The organism is Hoeflea ulvae (assembly GCF_026619435.1).
Classification (GTDB): Bacteria; Pseudomonadota; Alphaproteobacteria; order Rhizobiales; family Rhizobiaceae; genus Hoeflea; species Hoeflea ulvae.
Genome location: NZ_JAOVZQ010000001.1, coordinates 2,043,119 through 2,057,746 on the forward strand (window position 1 = coordinate 2,043,119; position 14,628 = coordinate 2,057,746).

Sequence of the window (14,628 nt, forward strand, 5' to 3'; positions counted from 1 at the left end):
ATGACAATGAGAATTCTGGTTTGCAATGACGACGGCATAGAAGCGCCCGGGCTGGCCATGCTCGAACGTGTCGCGCGGCGGCTCAGCGATGATGTCTGGGTGGTTGCGCCGGATGGCAAGCGCACCGCGGCCAGCGGTTCGATCACCATCGCCCGGCCGCTGCAGATGACCAGGCTGGGCGATCAGCGCTACGCCTGTTCTGGCACACCGGCCGATTGTGTCGTCACTGCCATGACCTGGCTGTTTGCGGGTATCGGGAAACCGGATCTGGTGCTGTCGGGCGTCAATGACGGCCGCAATGTCGGCGAGGATCTCGCCTATTCGGGAACCCTCGGCATTGCCCGCGAAGCTACCTTCTGGAACATCCCCGCGATCGGCTTTTCCCGGGTCAAGAACCCGGAAATGTCTGAAAATGACGAGGTCTGGTTGAGCGAGCTGATCGGAACAATCTGGGCCGCGCGCGAGCAGTGGTTTGACGAGGGGCACTGGCTGGCGATGAACCTGCCGACAGTGCTGCCGGCGCCGGTGCGGCAGCCCCGCATCGGCCGCGACAAGATCGGCCGTACCGCTGATATCGTCGGCACGGACGGGGATGTGACCACATTGATTGTGCCGCGCGGCCGCTCCCATGCCGCCAGCGAAGGTGACGACAATCATCTGCTCGACAGCGGCCATGTCTGCATCAATCGGCTGAACTGGTTTGGGCAGAAGCCGCTCGAGGATAGTCTGCTCGCGCAATTGCCCGGCTGACCGGGACAGCGCCCGGCAGCGTGAGGTGAGCGCTTGGGTCCTGTATCTATTTCTGGCTTACATATTTCTGCGGAATGGTCGGCAGTTCCGGCAGGCCATAGATGGTTGGCCGGATCCGGCCGATGAATTCATTCGGGTCGCTGATGCGGCTGAGAATGTCGATGAACTCGGTCGGCTGCTCTTTCAGGAAGCTGACGCCCCTGCCTTTTTCCTTCAGGATGATGGTGACGCAGGCGATATGATACTGGAACTCGCCGAAATAGAGCACGAAATGCTGCGGGATGTCCGGTGTGTTGACATGCAGAAACGCGCCGCCTTCAGACACGTTGAGCAATTTGGCCTTGCCGATCACCAGGCCGCGCACGCCCTTGTTGGAATACATCACGCCGGCATTGATATGGCAGTCGCGACGCTCGAACTGGCGCCGGTTTGCGTCCTCGCGGGCGATGCGGGTCAGGTAGTTGACAGAGTTGATGTCTGAACGGCTCGACTGCATTTTTGGCTTTCTCTTGTGCCCACGAAGGTATGGGCAACTGAGTGGCTGAATGTCATTTTACACACTGATCTAAGTATGGAGTTGGGGGTGAAGTTTAGGTGAATCGCCAGCGCAAGTTCTTACAGGCCCGATCTTGCAGTATACATGCAGTGCCATTTCGGCATGAGGCTCACGATACGTAAAATGCAAGCGATCATGTTAATTGTTGCTGGTTATTTATTGTGCGTGATCGGCGCGGAACCGGCATCCGGGCCAAAATTGCATTAACGAATGAAGGAGGCGGGAGAAACCGCGCCGGGCGAGGCGTTCAGCCAAATTCGTTAATTTTTTTCAGTGAGTGGAAAAACTTGCGGTTGCAGACCCAAGCGCGTTGCGGTTGCCAATCTCACGATCAACTGTAGATGCGACGGTCGGTCGGCGTGCTGTCAATCAGATTGATCAGCCCGCTGAGCATGGCGGCCTCGGCGCGGTTTTGCTTGGCGTGCGGGTTCCAGACCACATGCACATCGATCGCCGGTGGCGCCTCATAGGGCGGCAGCCGCCACAGCCGGCCGCGCTCCACATCCTCGCGCACTACATGCAGCGGCAGCGGACCGATGCCGAGACCGGCAATGATCATCCGCCGCACTTCCTCTAGATTGGGCGAGGTGCCGACGATGCGCGCATCCAGTTGCGCCTCGGCGCGCATTTCGGCCACCGAGCGCAGCGCGTCGTCCATCTGGTCGGTGACGAAACTCACCGAGGAGTGGCCGGCGAGATCGGCGGTGGTGACGCCCTCGCGGCCATAAAGCGGATGGGTGGGACCGCAGAACAGGCCGAAATGCTCGCGAAACAATTGCTTGTATTCGAGCTGCGGGATCTTCTCCATCACCAGACAGATGGCCAGCGAAGCGCGGCGGGCGGCGACGGCGGAGAGCGCGCTCCGGCTGGCCATCGCCTCGATCGACAAGGTGGCGCGCGGATGGTCGGTGTGGAACTGGTTGAGCGTGGCATCGAACAGCGGGCTGACCACGTGGCTGGCCATGACGATGCGGACATGGCCGCTGACCTCGTCCTCGACCCCGGCGAGGACCGTGCCCAGCCGCAGGATGGCGCCGTGGATGTCGATGGCCTCGTCATAGAGCAGCCGGCCTGCGGCAGTGAGCTCGAAACGCCCCGGCTTGCGGTTGATCAGGCGTTTGCCCAACCGGTCCTCGAGCCGCTTGAGCGCGCTCGACACCGTCGGCTGCTTCAGGCTCAGCCGTTCGGCGGCATCGGTCACGGAGCTGGCATTGGCAAGCACCAGGAATGTGCGCAGCAGATTCCAGTCGAGATCGCGCGCCAGTCGTTCGGGGGGAGTGAGGCTGCTCATTCATTATTGATACCATCTATGATGGCAATATCAATTATCTATTTGATCAATGTGAGTTCCCGACCCATCATGGGTCAACAAGAAGCGCCAAGGAGCGCAGGGAACATGAGCATCGAACAACGCGAGGCGCGGCAGCCGTGGATTCTGCTGGCACCGGCGCTTACGGCGATCGGCCTGTTGCTGATCGTGCCGTTGATGTTCATCGTCGTCTATTCGTTCTGGCTCAAGAGTGCGGCCGGCGCCGACACGCCTGGCTTCTTTCTCGACAACTGGACCGAAGCACTGACCGACCGGTTCTATCGCGACATCCTGCTCAACACGCTGAAGATTGCTGCGATCACCACCATCGCCTGTGCGGTTCTCGGCTATCCGGCCGCCTATTTCATCTCCCGCTCCCGGGGCAACAAGATGATCCTGCTGCTGCTTCTGATGCTGCCGTTCTGGATCAGCTACATCATTCGGACGATGAGCTGGATCAACATTCTGGGTGTGTCCGGCGCGCTCAATTCGGCGATGATCTATATCGGCATCATCGATGAGCCGGTCCAGATGCTCTACAACCAGACCACGGTGATCCTTGGCCTGGTGCATTTCCTGCTGCCCTTCATGGTGCTCAACATCTTTGTCAGCCTCGACGGCATCGACACCAATCTCGAAGACGCCGCATCCTCGCTGGGGGCGACCCGCTGGCAGGGCTTCCTGCAGGTGACGCTGCCGCTGTCGCTGCCCGGACTGGCAGCAGGCGGACTGCTGTGTTTCGTGCTGGCGGCGGGCACCTATGTCACCCCGGTCATTTTGGGCGGTCCACGCGACGCCATGTTTGCCAACCTCGTCTACGAAGCCATCATCCGGCAGCTCAACTGGCCGCTCGGCTCGGCGCTGTCGCTGCTCTTGCTGATCGTGCTCGGGGTGCTGGTGCTGATCTACAACCGCTATCTCGGCATGGCGCAACTGGCAAAGGGGCTTGGCTGATGGGCTGGCGTCTGATCCGCACCTACACGATCCTGGTCTATCTGTTCATGTTCCTGCCGATCGTGGTGGTGGTGCTGTTGTCATTCAACGCCAACCAGTTCGGCAGTTTTCCGATGACCGGCCTGTCGACCCGCTGGTTCGAGGCTTTGTGGAACAATGACGCCATCCTGCGCGCCTTCCGCACCTCGATCGTGCTCGGCCTGATGACCGCCACCATCTCCACCGTGCTCGGCGTGCTCGCCAGCCTGGCGCTGGTGCGCTACCAGATCCCTGGCCGCAACCTGATCACCACCTTGCTGATCGCGCCGATCCTGGTGCCCGAAGTGGTGCTGGCGGTGGCGCTGCTGCTGTTTCTCAATTTCCTCAACATCGGCAAGAGTTTTACGCTGCTCCTGGCCGGCCACGTCATCTTCACGCTGCCCTTCGTCATTCTGGTGGTGCAGGCGCGCCTTGTCAGCATCCGCCGCGATGTCGAGGAGGCGGCACTCAGCCTTGGCGCTTCGCCGATGCAGACCTTCTTCGCCGTCACCCTGCCGCTGCTGATGCCGGCAGTGGCGGCGGGCGGGCTGTTTGCCTTCACCATCAGCTTCGACGACATCACCGGAACACTGTTCTGGAAGCCGGGCGGTATCGAAACCGTGCCGACGCAGATCTTCTCGATGCTTCGCAATTCGATCTCTCCCGAGATCAACGCTCTCGGCACGGTGATCATCGTGCTGACGGTCGGGCTGCCGCTTATCGGGGTAGCCGTGGCTCGAATACTCGCAACAAGAAGCGGCGCATGAACCGCCCAGGGTCCACAAACCAAGATGGAGAACACACATGGATGATACCAAACGTTACGAGCGGCTGCGCGAGAGATTCCAGAACGGCGACATCAGCCGCCGCAGGTTTTTCGGCCTTCTCGGCGCTGCAGGCGCTGCCTATGGCCTGCAGATGCCCTTTGCCCGCCAGGCGCTGGCAGCCGGTGATGTCACCCAGGTCCGTTTTGACGGCTGGGGCGGCGTTGTCTCGGAAGCCTTCCGCAAACACGCCTTCGATCCCTATACAGAAAAGACCGGCATCAAGGTCATCGACGGCACATTTCCGGGCGGCGATGAATATCTCGCCCTGGTGCGCGCCAGCCAGCCGGGCGAATACAACATCGCCCACCTGTCGGGCGTGTTCGATTACGCCCGCTATGCAAGCTTTGATCTCACCAGCGAACTCAACCTCGCCAATATCCCCAACATGGCCAATGTCATGCCGGCGCTGATGAACGCCTTCAAGTCGATCACCCCGGACAGTCTCTCGGCCGCCCCGTACGATTACGGCACCACGGGGCTCGCCTATAATCGCAAGCACATCAGCGATGAGGAGATGAAGGAAAAGGGCGCATCGATCCTCATCGACGAGAAGTACAAGGGCAAGATCGGCGGCTGGAGCGACTGGCGCACAAGGATGTGGTACGCGGCGCTGCAGACCGGACAGGATCCCAACAACATCGAGGATACGGAAGCCGCCTGGGATGCCGTGCGCAAGCACCGCGACCTGGCGCTCAAATACTGGGCGTCCGGCGCCGAGCTGATGAGCCTGATGGCCGAGGAAGAGATCTACGTCACCGAAGGCTGGTCCGGCCGCATCTATGCGCTGCAGGAGCAGGGCCACGACATCGGCTATTACGATCCGCCGAGCAGCTTCGGCTGGCAGGAATGCCTGTTCGTGCTGCGTGGCAGCCCGATGGCCGCCTGCGAGGAACTGCTCAACTTCATGCTCGACAAGGATACCTCGATTGCGGTCGCCGAAGGCCAGAGCTATCCGCCTGCGCTCGACCCGACCAAGGTCGATCTCGGCGCCAAGATCCCGAAACTGCCGGCATTCGACGCCACCGGCACGCTTTCCGGCCTGACTTTTGCCGATCCGGGCTACTGGAACGGCAATGAAGCGGAATGGTCGAAGGAATTCGGCCGCGTCCAGAAGGGCTACTAGGCCCGGCGCCGGCCCCATCACCATGGCGGGGCCGGACCTTTTTCCAACCGGAGGCACGAGAGCGTGAGCGCAGTTTCCCTGACCCAAATCGTCAAGCGCTTTGGGGACTTCACCGCGGTGCACCCGATGTCGCTTGATATCGAGGAAGGCAGTTTCGTCACCCTGCTGGGGCCGTCGGGCTGCGGCAAGACGACGACCCTGCGCATGATCGCCGGCCTGCTCGATCCCACCGAGGGCGAAATCGCCATCAAGGGCAGGCGGGTCAATGATGTGCCGATCCACAAGCGCAATCTTGGCCTGGTGTTCCAGAACTACGCCCTGTTTCCGCACAAGACGGTGGCCGAAAACGTCGCCTTTGGCCTCAATTACCGCAATGTCGGCAAGGAGGATGCCAAGCGCAAGGTGGCTGAAGCCCTGGATCTGGTGCAATTGCCCGATCTCGGCGCCCGCTACCCCAAGGAGCTTTCCGGCGGCCAGCAACAGCGCATCGCGCTGGCCCGCGCCATTGTCATCGAGCCGGACGTGCTTCTGCTCGACGAGCCGCTGTCGGCGCTTGATGCCAATCTGCGCGAGGACATGCGGGTCGAACTCAAGCGCATCCAGCAGCGCATCGGCGTGACGACGGTGTTTGTCACCCATGACCAGACCGAAGCGCTGGCGATGTCGGACCAGATCATCGTCATGTCGAAAGGCCGGGTCGAACAGGTCGGTGCGCCCGAAGAGGTCTACAATTCGCCCGCGACCGAGTTTGTTGCCCAGTTCCTCGGCGCCTCCAATCTGCTGACGGCGCAGTGCACCAGTGTCCTGGGCAGTGAAATGACTTTGGAACTTTCGGGCTTTCCGCCCTTGGTGATCCCGCGCAGCCGCGCGCGTGACAGTCTGGGAACCGGCCCGGTGCGGCTGGTCATCCGTGCCGAAAAACTGCACCTGATGCCCGCCGATGCCGCCGCCGATGGCCGTATCTCGGTCGAGGCCATGGTGGAGAATGTCGACTATCAGGGCCAGTCGGCCCGCTATTTCCTCCGCGTCGGCAAGCACCAGCTGCAGGCGATCAACATGATCGAGGATCATCCCTTTTCAGCCGGCGCCACGGTGTCCTTGCGGTTCCGCGCCGGGGATTGCGCCGCGCTGCCGGTGGAGCGGGCGTCCTGATGTCCGCGCGCCCCCCGATCAGCCGGCACCCCGGCCCGGTTCCGGCCACCATCACGGTCGCCGCGGCAGCGGTCTGACAGGATCAAGCATGTCCAAAATCATCATTTCCTGCGCCATAACCGGCTCTATTCACACGCCGTCAATGTCGCCTTTTCTGCCGGTCACCGCGGCGCAGATCACCGAGCAGGCCATTGCCGCGGCCGAGGCCGGGGCGGCGATCCTGCATCTGCATGCCCGCGATCCGGACAATGGCCGGCCATCGGCGCGGGTCGAGCACTACATGGGGTTTTTGCCGGCCATCAAGGCCGAGACCGATGCGGTGGTGAACCTGACCACCGGCGGCAGCGCGGTGATGACGATCGAGGACCGCCTTGCCGGTCCCCTGGCCGCCGCGCCGGAGATGTGCTCGCTCAACATGGGCACGATGAATTTCGCACTCTATCCGATGCTGGCCAAGCGCACCGAATGGCTGCACGACTGGGAAGAGCCGTTTTTGCGCAATTCCGACGACCTGGTGTTCAAGAACACCCCGCGCGACATCGAACGTGTTCTCACGCTGATGGGGCAGGAGCGCGGCGCCCGCTTCGAGTTCGAGTGCTATGATGTCGGCCATCTCCATATGCTGAAGCATTTCGTCGATCGCGGCCTGATTGCAGCGCCGATCTTCATCCAGTTCGTCATGGGAGTGCTCGGCGGCATTGCAGCCGACCCAAGCCATCTGGCGCATCTCAAGCAGACAGCCGACAGTTTGTTTGGCGACGACTACACCTTCTCGGTGCTTGCCGCCGGCCGCCAGCAGATGGCGATGGCAAGGCGCGGCGCCGAAATGGGCGGCCATGTCCGGGTGGGGCTGGAGGACAATCTCTACATCGCCCATGGACAACTGGCCAAATCCAATGCCGAACAGGTGGAACTGGTGCGCGGCATCGTCGAAGATATCGGCCGTGTGGTGGCGACACCGGATGAGGCCCGCGCCATGCTCGGGCTCAAGGGCAGGCAGGGAGTGGCGTTTTGAAAACCCGGAAGATCAGCATCCGCAAGGCGGTGGTCGAGGATGCCGCAGCGGTCAATCAGGCGCTGGCGCAATTGTCCGCCGACATGGGCGACGAGCATTGCGCCACGGATGCCGATATCGCCCGCTTCGGCTTCGGCAAATCGCCGGTGTTTCAAACTCTGCTGGCTGAAACCGAAGACGGCGCCGTCGTCGGCGTGGCGGCCTATTCGCCGTTTTTCTCCACCGCTCTGGGCGCAGTGGGCGTCTATGTCTCCGATCTCTGGGTCGCGCAGTCGGTGCGCGGACAGCAGCTCGGCGTCCGGCTTCTCGCGGCCGTCCGCGATGCCGGGGCCGCGGAGTGGGACGCCGGCTTCATCCGGCTCAATGTCTATCATTCCAATCCCCGGGCGCGCAGCTTTTACGAGCGCCTGGGCTTCGTGGCCTATTCGGAAACACAGTACATGACACTGGCAGGTGAGGCCGTGAAATCCTTGGGAGACCCATCATGAAGGCCTTTTTTGACGAGCGCCAGCGCGCGCATGATCCGAAACATTTCATGGCCAATGGGCGGGTTTCAGCCAATCCGGAACAGCCGCAGCGCATCGCCGAATTGAGCCGTGGCGCAAGCGCCGCCAATTGCAATCTGATCGCGCCCACAGACCATGGGTTGGGCCCGATCGCCGAAATCCACTCGCCCGAATATCTGACCTTTCTCGAAACCATTCACAGCCGCTGGATCCGCACCGAGGGCGCCTCGGATGAGGTGATCCCCAATATCCACCCCGACCGGCGCACCGCCAGCTATCCGAAATCCGCCTCCGGCCAGGCCGGCTTTCATCAGGCCGACACCTCCTGTCCGATCGCCGCCGGCACCTGGCAATCGGCCTATTGGTCGGCGCAAACCGCATTGAGCGCCGCCGACAGCGTGCTTGCCGGTGAAGCCGCGGCCTATGCCCTGTGCCGCCCTCCGGGCCACCATGCCTTTGGCGATCTGGCCGGCGGGTTCTGCTTTCTCAACAATTCCGCCATTGCCGCCCAGGCGTTGCTGCGGGCCGGCCGGCGTCCGGCGATCCTCGATGTCGATGTGCATCACGGCAATGGCACGCAAGGCATTTTCTATCAGTGCAAGGATGTGCTGACGGTGTCGCTGCATGCCGACCCGGCACGGTTTTATCCGTTCTTCTGGGGCCATGCCGAAGAACGCGGTGAGGGCGAGGGGCGGGGATACAATCTCAACCTGCCGCTGCCGCGGGGCACCGATGATGAGAACTATCTGGCAGCACTGGATGTGGCCCTGAACCGGATCCGCAGTTTCGGCGCCGATGTGCTGGTGCTGGCGCTGGGACTCGACGCCCACGAGAACGATCCGTTCCACGGATTCAGCATCACGACACCCGGCTTTGCCAGAATTGCCGGGGCAATATCCGGACTGGACCTTCCAGCGGTGATCGTGCAGGAAGGCGGATACCTGTCCGCCGATCTCGGCGACAACCTGACCAGTTTTCTCAACGGATACGGAAAATAATGCCCTCACAATCGGACATTCTGGTGATCGGCGCAGGCATCGCCGGCATCAGTGCTGCGGCGCGTTTGGCGCCCGACGCGAAGGTCACCGTTCTCGAAGCCGAACCGGTGATCGGCCATCACTCCACCGGACGTTCGGCGGCGGTCTTCATCCGCAATTATGGCAACACGGTCCTGCGCGCGCTCAACGCCGCATCGGCGCCGTTCCTGGCCGCGCCCGGTGATGTCTCGGAATCGAGCCTGCTGTCACCGCGGGGCGAGATGCTGGTGGCCACCGACGACGACATGGCGCTGTTCGACGCCTATCTCGACGGCAGCGAAGGCATCGAACGCCTGTCGGCGCAACAGGCGCTGGAACTGGTGCCGATCCTCAGGGGCGAGGCGATTGCGGCTGCCGCGATCGAATGGGATGCACAGGACATCGATGTCGACCGCATGCTGCAGGGCTTTGCCCGCAAGCTGCGCCGCCACCGCGGCCAGGTCATCACCGGCGCGCCGGTGCAATCTGTGTCCCGCCAGAACGGCATCTGGACCGTGGTCACGCCGGCGGGAGAGTTCTCCGCGCCTATCGTCATCAATGCCGCCGGCGGCTGGGCCGATTCGCTGGCCGAAATGGCCGGTGTCCGCCCTGTCGGTCTGCGGCCGCTGCGCCGCTCGGCAGCCCTCATCCCTGCGCCCGAAGGCCACGACATCACCCGCTGGCCTCTGTTCGCCAATGCTGGAGACAAATGGTACGCCAAGCCCGAGGCAGGCAAGCTGATGATCTCTCCGGCCGAGGAAGATCCGGTCGAGCCGCATGATGTCTGGGCCGACGACATGGTGATCGCCGAAGGGCTGCACCGGTTCGAACAGGCGGTAACCATTCCGGTGACGCGGGTCGAGCATTCCTGGGCCGGGATGCGGACATTCGCCCCCGACCGCTCTCCGGTGGTCGGCTTTGCAGCCGATGCAGACGGTTTCTTCTGGCTGGCCGGGCAGGGCGGCTACGGCATGCAGACCGCGCCGGCGCTGTCGCAATTGGCAGCCGATTTGTGCCTGGGGCGTCTGTCGCCGCTGGGCCATGCCGTGGTAGATGCGCTGAGCCCGCGACGCGCGGCACTGAATTCTCAACAAGGACACAAGACATGAGTGATATCAAACGCATTGAAACCGGCCCGCGCATGAGCCAGGCCGTTGTCCATGGCGGCGTCGTCTATCTCGCCGGCCAGGTCGGCGCCGCCGGCGCCAGCGTCACCCAGCAGACCCAGGAAATCCTCGCCAATGTCGATCGCCTGCTGGCGGAAGTCGGGTCCGACAAGACGAAGATCCTGCAGACCACCATCTGGATGTCCTCGATGGATGATTTCGCCGAGATGAATGCTGTCTGGGATGCCTGGGTGCCGCAGGGCCACACACCTGCGCGCGCTGCCGGAGAATCGAAACTGGCGACACCGGACTACAAGGTCGAAATCCTCTGCATCGCTGCCGTTTGAGCCCGATGCCTGACAGGATCTGATCGGTCTCAGTTCCACACACTACGCAATGGAAACGGCCCGTCGCTGCTGCGGCGGGCCGTTATCACTCGCCTGTGGCACCGTGATTGTGCGATAAGTCCGCATCTTGCCACGAAAGCGATTCCATGCCGCAGTCCAGTACCCGTATCGAGCCCAGCTTCGACCGCAAGGCGGCGCAAGACCCGCTTGCCCTGCTCAAGCAGGTCTATGGCTATTCGGCGTTTCGCGGCAAACAGGCGGCTGTGGTTGACCAGGTGATCTCGGGAGGCGACGCGGTGGTTCTGTTTCCCACCGGCGCGGGCAAGTCGCTGTGCTTCCAGATCCCGGCGCTGTGCCGCGAAGGCGTCGGCATTGTCGTCTCGCCTTTGATAGCGCTGATGCGCGACCAGGTCGAAGCGCTCAAGCAATTGGGTGTGCGCGCCGCAGCGCTGAATTCCTCGCTCACCCGCGAGGAATTCATGGATGTGCGCAGCGCCATCGCCAGCAACGAGCTCGATCTTCTTTATGTGACCCCGGAGCGGATCGTCACCTCGGGCTTCAAGGACATGATCGGCAATGCGAAGATCGCGCTGTTTGCCATCGACGAAGCCCATTGCGTCTCGCAATGGGGGCATGATTTCCGCCCCGAATACCGTGAGCTCGGCCATCTCGGCGAGGCCTATCCCGGCGTGCCGCGCATGGCGCTGACGGCGACTGCCGATCCGCATACCCGCGAAGATATCATCGACAAGCTGGCGCTGCGCTCGGCGGAGGTCTTCACCACCTCCTTCGACCGCCCCAACATCGCCTATGAGATCGTCGGCCGGGACCAGCCGCGCCAGCAATTGCTGCGCTTTCTTGGCCGCCACAAGGGTTCGAGTGGCATCGTCTATTGCCTGTCGCGCGCCAAGGTCGATGACACCGCCGAATGGCTCAACAAGCAGGGCATAAGGGCCAAGGCCTATCATGCCGGCATGGATCGCGGCATGCGCGATGCCCATCAGGATGCCTTCCTCAAGGAAGAGGGGCTTTGCCTGGTTGCCACCGTCGCCTTCGGCATGGGCATCGACAAGCCGAATGTGCGCTATGTCGCCCATCTCGATCTGCCCGGCTCCGTCGAGGCCTATTACCAGGAGACCGGGCGCGCCGGCCGCGACGGGCTGCCGTCGGATGCCTGGATGGCCTATGGCATGGCCGATGTCATCCAGCGCGGGCGGATGATCGACAGCGGCGGCTCGGGCGACGACATCAAGCGGGTCGAGCGCGCCAAGCTCAATGCGCTGCTCGGCATCTGCGAAACCGCCGGTTGCCGCCGGCAGGCAATCCTGTCCCATTTCGGCGAGGCGCATCCGGGCAATTGCGGCAATTGCGACACCTGTCTCAAGCCGGTCGAGACCTGGGACGGCACCGACGCGGCCATCAAGGCGCTTGCGGCCGTCTACCGCACCGGCGAGCGTTTCGGCACCGGCCATCTCATCGACGTGCTGCTCGGCAACGAGAACGACAAGACCACCCGTTTCGGCCATGTCGACATGCCTGTGTTCGGAGCCGGCAAGGAAATTCCTGCAAAAACCTGGCAGTCGGTCTACCGGCAACTGCTCGCCGCCGGACTGGTCAGCGTCGATCACCAGGCCTTTGGCGCACTGAAACTGGAAGAGGCGGCCCGCGCCGTGTTCAAGCGCGAACGCGAAATGCGGTTTCGCAAGGATCCTCCGGTGTCGGGCAAATCCGCCCGCGGCGCGTCGCCAAGTTCCGCCAGCGCCAAATCCGCGCTGGAAGAGGCCGATATCGAGCTGTTCGAAGCCTTGCGCGCCGCCCGTATGACGATCGCCAAGGAATTGTCGGTGCCACCCTATGTGGTGTTTCCCGACACCACACTGGTGGCATTTGCCACCGACCGTCCGTCGGACCACGAGGAAATGCTCGGCGTCTCCGGCGTCGGCCAGTCAAAGCTGGAACGCTATGGCGATGCCTTCCTGAAGGTCATCCTTGCGCATCAGCGCTAGAACCGGTCATGTGACGCCAGGTTCATGACTGCCTGAACCCGGCAGGCGCACCCGTCAACCCTGTTTCGGTCAATAGAACTTGACCCGCAGCCGCGACAGGCCGAAGGACATAAGCCTGAGATCATCCTTCCGGACATTGGGCCGGGCTGTTTCAAGGCTGTCCCCGAATGGCAAAACCGGAACTTGCGGCGACCCGCTATTATGCCCTGGCGTTTCTGGCGCCGGCGGTCACCATCACCTATCTGCCGATCTGGCTCAATGAGCGCGGCATCTCTGACGCCGGCATCGGCGTGATCAACACGCTGCCGATGGCCGGCATGCTGTTGTTCTCGGTCTTTGTCGGTCGGCTTGCCGACCGCGCCTCGGACTGGAAACAGGCGATCATGCTCGGCACCGGCCTGGCCGCGGTGTGTTCGCTGCTTCTGGGCCTGGCTGAAGGGTTCTGGATGATCCTGCTGGTCTGGACCATAGCCGTTCTGCCGGCCGGGCTGGTCAGTCCGGTGGCGGATGCCGCGACGCTGCGGCTGTCGATGCGCCTCGGATTCTCCTTCGGCACCACCCGCGCCTGGGGCACGGTCGGCTTCTTGCTGATGTGCTTTGCCACCGGCTATCTTATCCTCTGGTTCGGCGCGTCCTCCTTTGTCTGGCTGTTTGCGATTGCCTGCGGAATGCGGTTCTGGGCGGCCACCGGCCTGCCGAAACTGCGCGATGCCGAGCGTCCGCGCACGATGCCGGAGGGCAGGCTGCTCTCACGCGAGGTGATGGCGGCGTTTCAGCCCTGGGTTCTGCTGCCGGTGATCGCCGGCGCCATCCTGTTTGCCAATCACATGGTCATGAACGCATTTTCCTCGCTGGTGTGGAAACAGCAGGGCCTCTCCGAACCGGTGATCGGGGTCCTGATCGCACTGGGCGCGGCCGCCGAGGCCGCCACCATGTTTGCCTGGAAGCGGATCAACACCCGCTTTCCCGCCCGTGTGCTGATTCTGATTGCCGGCGTTGTGGCGATCGCCCGCTGGATCGGCATGACCCAGTCGCCGCCGCTGGCCGTCATCGTGCTGATGCAGCTCGGCCAGGCGGTCACCTTCACCTTCGCCTATCTCGGCTGCCTCTATTTCATCAACAAGCGCACCAGCGAAGACATCTCGGCCGAGGCGCAGAGCCTGTTCGGCGTCATGATGCAGGGATTTTCCATTCTCGTCGTCGCCGGCTTCGGCGTGGCCTTCGGCATGATCGGCGTCAACGCCTTCTGGATCTGTGTGGCGCTCTCGGTGCTGGCGATCGCCATGGTGCAAGTCTCGCTCAGAATGCGCGGGCCCGATCCGAGCGACTGAAACCGCGGGACCGATACCGGCCGGCGTCAGAAAACCAGTTCGGGATAGCGCTCGGCATAGATCCGGAACCAGGGCGTGAACCGGTGCGGATGGCTGGCGATCTCGGCGTGAAGCTGATCACGGCTGATCCAGCGCGTGGCCTCGACCTCGTCGGGGTTGGGCGTGACGGCAAGACTCATCCGGTCTGCGGTGCCGACATACATCGTTACCTTCTCGTGCTCATGCAGCCCGCTGCCGACATCGGCGGAATATTCGACCACGCGGCGCTCCGACAGCGCAACGCTGAAGCCGAGTTCCTCGCGCAGACGCCGCCGGGCGCAAGATTCTCCGGTCTCGTTCCAGTGCGGATGGGTGCAGCAGGTGTTCGCCCACAGCCCGCCGCTGTGATATTTGGAGCCGGCGCGTTGCTGGATCAGCAGGTGTTCGCCATCGAAGACGAAGATCGACACGGCAAGATGAAACAGCTTTTCGGCATGGGCCTGGAGTTTTTCGACCGGGTAGAGCGAACCGTCTGCGGCAATGGCGGGTATCAGTGTCGGCTGCACATCCGTGCTCCTGTCTCGTGGCGTCGGGGCGCAGTCGTTCCAGCGGCCTGGCCGGCTGGCTGCTGCA

General features: G+C 62.8%; 15 protein-coding genes. 12 read left to right on the plus strand and 3 right to left on the minus strand.

The genetic code is table 11. The annotated features are described in order from the left end of the window. Positions 1 to 6 precede the first annotated feature (6 nt). Positions 7 to 750, plus strand: a complete 744-nt coding sequence (locus OEG82_RS09540; protein ID WP_267612211.1) for a 5'/3'-nucleotidase SurE — start codon at positions 7 to 9, stop codon at positions 748 to 750. 46 nt (positions 751 to 796) lie between these two features. On the opposite strand, the gene OEG82_RS09545 is transcribed toward OEG82_RS09540, so the two are convergent. Both OEG82_RS09545 and OEG82_RS09550 read right to left on the minus strand, forming a co-directional pair. Then, positions 797 to 1,246, minus strand: coding sequence for a PilZ domain-containing protein (locus OEG82_RS09545; protein ID WP_267612212.1), 450 nt, complete (start codon positions 1,244 to 1,246; stop codon positions 797 to 799). Positions 1,247 to 1,637: 391 nt separating this feature from the next. Then, the gene (locus OEG82_RS09550; protein WP_267612213.1) at positions 1,638 to 2,597 is read right to left on the minus strand and encodes a LysR family transcriptional regulator; all 960 of its coding nucleotides are present in this window, start codon (positions 2,595 to 2,597) and stop codon (positions 1,638 to 1,640) included. 105 nt (positions 2,598 to 2,702) lie between these two features. On the opposite strand from OEG82_RS09550, the gene OEG82_RS09555 reads away from it, so the two are divergent. The 11 genes from OEG82_RS09555 to OEG82_RS09605 all read left to right on the plus strand — a co-directional run bounded on the left by OEG82_RS09555 (position 2,703) and on the right by OEG82_RS09605 (position 14,016). Continuing rightward, positions 2,703 to 3,569 carry an ABC transporter permease gene (locus tag OEG82_RS09555; RefSeq protein WP_267612214.1) on the plus strand — a complete coding sequence of 289 codons (867 nt, stop codon included), beginning with the start codon at positions 2,703 to 2,705 and terminating at the stop codon, positions 3,567 to 3,569. Beyond that, on the plus strand, positions 3,569 to 4,354 hold the full coding sequence (locus tag OEG82_RS09560; protein ID WP_267612215.1) for an ABC transporter permease: 786 nt from the start codon (positions 3,569 to 3,571) through the stop codon (positions 4,352 to 4,354). The genes OEG82_RS09555 and OEG82_RS09560 overlap by 1 nt, the downstream gene beginning before the upstream one ends. A gap of 37 nt (positions 4,355 to 4,391) precedes the next feature. Then, positions 4,392 to 5,537, plus strand: coding sequence for an extracellular solute-binding protein (locus OEG82_RS09565; RefSeq protein WP_267612216.1), 1,146 nt, complete (start codon positions 4,392 to 4,394; stop codon positions 5,535 to 5,537). Positions 5,538 to 5,600: 63 nt separating this feature from the next. Further along, complete coding sequence (locus OEG82_RS09570) at positions 5,601 to 6,689, plus strand: ABC transporter ATP-binding protein (protein ID WP_267612217.1); 1,089 nt, start codon at positions 5,601 to 5,603, stop codon at positions 6,687 to 6,689. An 88-nt stretch (positions 6,690 to 6,777) separates the two neighbouring features. Beyond that, positions 6,778 to 7,704: a 3,5-dioxohexanoate:acetyl-CoA acetone transferase gene (gene kce / locus OEG82_RS09575; RefSeq protein ID WP_267612218.1), complete on the plus strand. Its 927-nt coding sequence runs from the start codon at positions 6,778 to 6,780 to the stop codon at positions 7,702 to 7,704. After that, positions 7,701 to 8,192, plus strand: a complete 492-nt coding sequence (locus OEG82_RS09580; protein WP_267612219.1) for a GNAT family N-acetyltransferase — start codon at positions 7,701 to 7,703, stop codon at positions 8,190 to 8,192. Before kce ends, OEG82_RS09580 begins: the two co-directional genes overlap by 4 nt. Further along, positions 8,189 to 9,208 carry a histone deacetylase family protein gene (locus tag OEG82_RS09585; RefSeq protein WP_267612220.1) on the plus strand — a complete coding sequence of 340 codons (1,020 nt, stop codon included), beginning with the start codon at positions 8,189 to 8,191 and terminating at the stop codon, positions 9,206 to 9,208. The genes OEG82_RS09580 and OEG82_RS09585 overlap by 4 nt, the downstream gene beginning before the upstream one ends. Further along, positions 9,208 to 10,335: an NAD(P)/FAD-dependent oxidoreductase gene (locus OEG82_RS09590; RefSeq protein WP_267612221.1), complete on the plus strand. Its 1,128-nt coding sequence runs from the start codon at positions 9,208 to 9,210 to the stop codon at positions 10,333 to 10,335. Before OEG82_RS09585 ends, OEG82_RS09590 begins: the two co-directional genes overlap by 1 nt. Then, positions 10,332 to 10,679 (plus strand): RidA family protein, encoded by a 348-nt coding sequence (locus OEG82_RS09595; protein WP_267612222.1) that lies wholly within the window; start codon positions 10,332 to 10,334, stop codon positions 10,677 to 10,679. The genes OEG82_RS09590 and OEG82_RS09595 overlap by 4 nt, the downstream gene beginning before the upstream one ends. Positions 10,680 to 10,825: 146 nt before the next feature. After that, the gene (gene recQ, locus OEG82_RS09600) at positions 10,826 to 12,685 is read left to right on the plus strand and encodes a DNA helicase RecQ (protein ID WP_267612223.1); all 1,860 of its coding nucleotides are present in this window, start codon (positions 10,826 to 10,828) and stop codon (positions 12,683 to 12,685) included. A 167-nt stretch (positions 12,686 to 12,852) separates the two neighbouring features. After that, positions 12,853 to 14,016 (plus strand): MFS transporter, encoded by a 1,164-nt coding sequence (locus tag OEG82_RS09605; protein WP_267612224.1) that lies wholly within the window; start codon positions 12,853 to 12,855, stop codon positions 14,014 to 14,016. A 26-nt stretch (positions 14,017 to 14,042) separates the two neighbouring features. On the opposite strand, the gene idi is transcribed toward OEG82_RS09605, so the two are convergent. Further along, positions 14,043 to 14,561, minus strand: coding sequence for an isopentenyl-diphosphate delta-isomerase (gene idi, locus OEG82_RS09610; protein ID WP_267612225.1), 519 nt, complete (start codon positions 14,559 to 14,561; stop codon positions 14,043 to 14,045). Between the last annotated feature and the right edge of the window lie 67 nt (positions 14,562 to 14,628).

What these genes read in the sequence shown, in the direction of transcription:
- OEG82_RS09540 (WP_267612211.1), top strand. Translation starts at nt 7, where the DNA reads ATGAGAATTCTGGTTTGCAATGACGACGGCATAGAAGCGCCCGGGCTG.
- OEG82_RS09545 (WP_267612212.1), bottom strand. Translation starts at nt 1,246, where the DNA reads ATGCAGTCGAGCCGTTCAGACATCAACTCTGTCAACTACCTGACCCGC.
- OEG82_RS09550 (WP_267612213.1), bottom strand. Translation starts at nt 2,597, where the DNA reads ATGAGCAGCCTCACTCCCCCCGAACGACTGGCGCGCGATCTCGACTGG.
- OEG82_RS09555 (WP_267612214.1), top strand. Translation starts at nt 2,703, where the DNA reads ATGAGCATCGAACAACGCGAGGCGCGGCAGCCGTGGATTCTGCTGGCA.
- OEG82_RS09560 (WP_267612215.1), top strand. Translation starts at nt 3,569, where the DNA reads ATGGGCTGGCGTCTGATCCGCACCTACACGATCCTGGTCTATCTGTTC.
- OEG82_RS09565 (WP_267612216.1), top strand. Translation starts at nt 4,392, where the DNA reads ATGGATGATACCAAACGTTACGAGCGGCTGCGCGAGAGATTCCAGAAC.
- kce (WP_267612218.1), top strand. Translation starts at nt 6,778, where the DNA reads ATGTCCAAAATCATCATTTCCTGCGCCATAACCGGCTCTATTCACACG.
- OEG82_RS09585 (WP_267612220.1), top strand. Translation starts at nt 8,189, where the DNA reads ATGAAGGCCTTTTTTGACGAGCGCCAGCGCGCGCATGATCCGAAACAT.
- OEG82_RS09590 (WP_267612221.1), top strand. Translation starts at nt 9,208, where the DNA reads ATGCCCTCACAATCGGACATTCTGGTGATCGGCGCAGGCATCGCCGGC.
- OEG82_RS09595 (WP_267612222.1), top strand. Translation starts at nt 10,332, where the DNA reads ATGAGTGATATCAAACGCATTGAAACCGGCCCGCGCATGAGCCAGGCC.
- recQ (WP_267612223.1), top strand. Translation starts at nt 10,826, where the DNA reads ATGCCGCAGTCCAGTACCCGTATCGAGCCCAGCTTCGACCGCAAGGCG.
- OEG82_RS09605 (WP_267612224.1), top strand. Translation starts at nt 12,853, where the DNA reads ATGGCAAAACCGGAACTTGCGGCGACCCGCTATTATGCCCTGGCGTTT.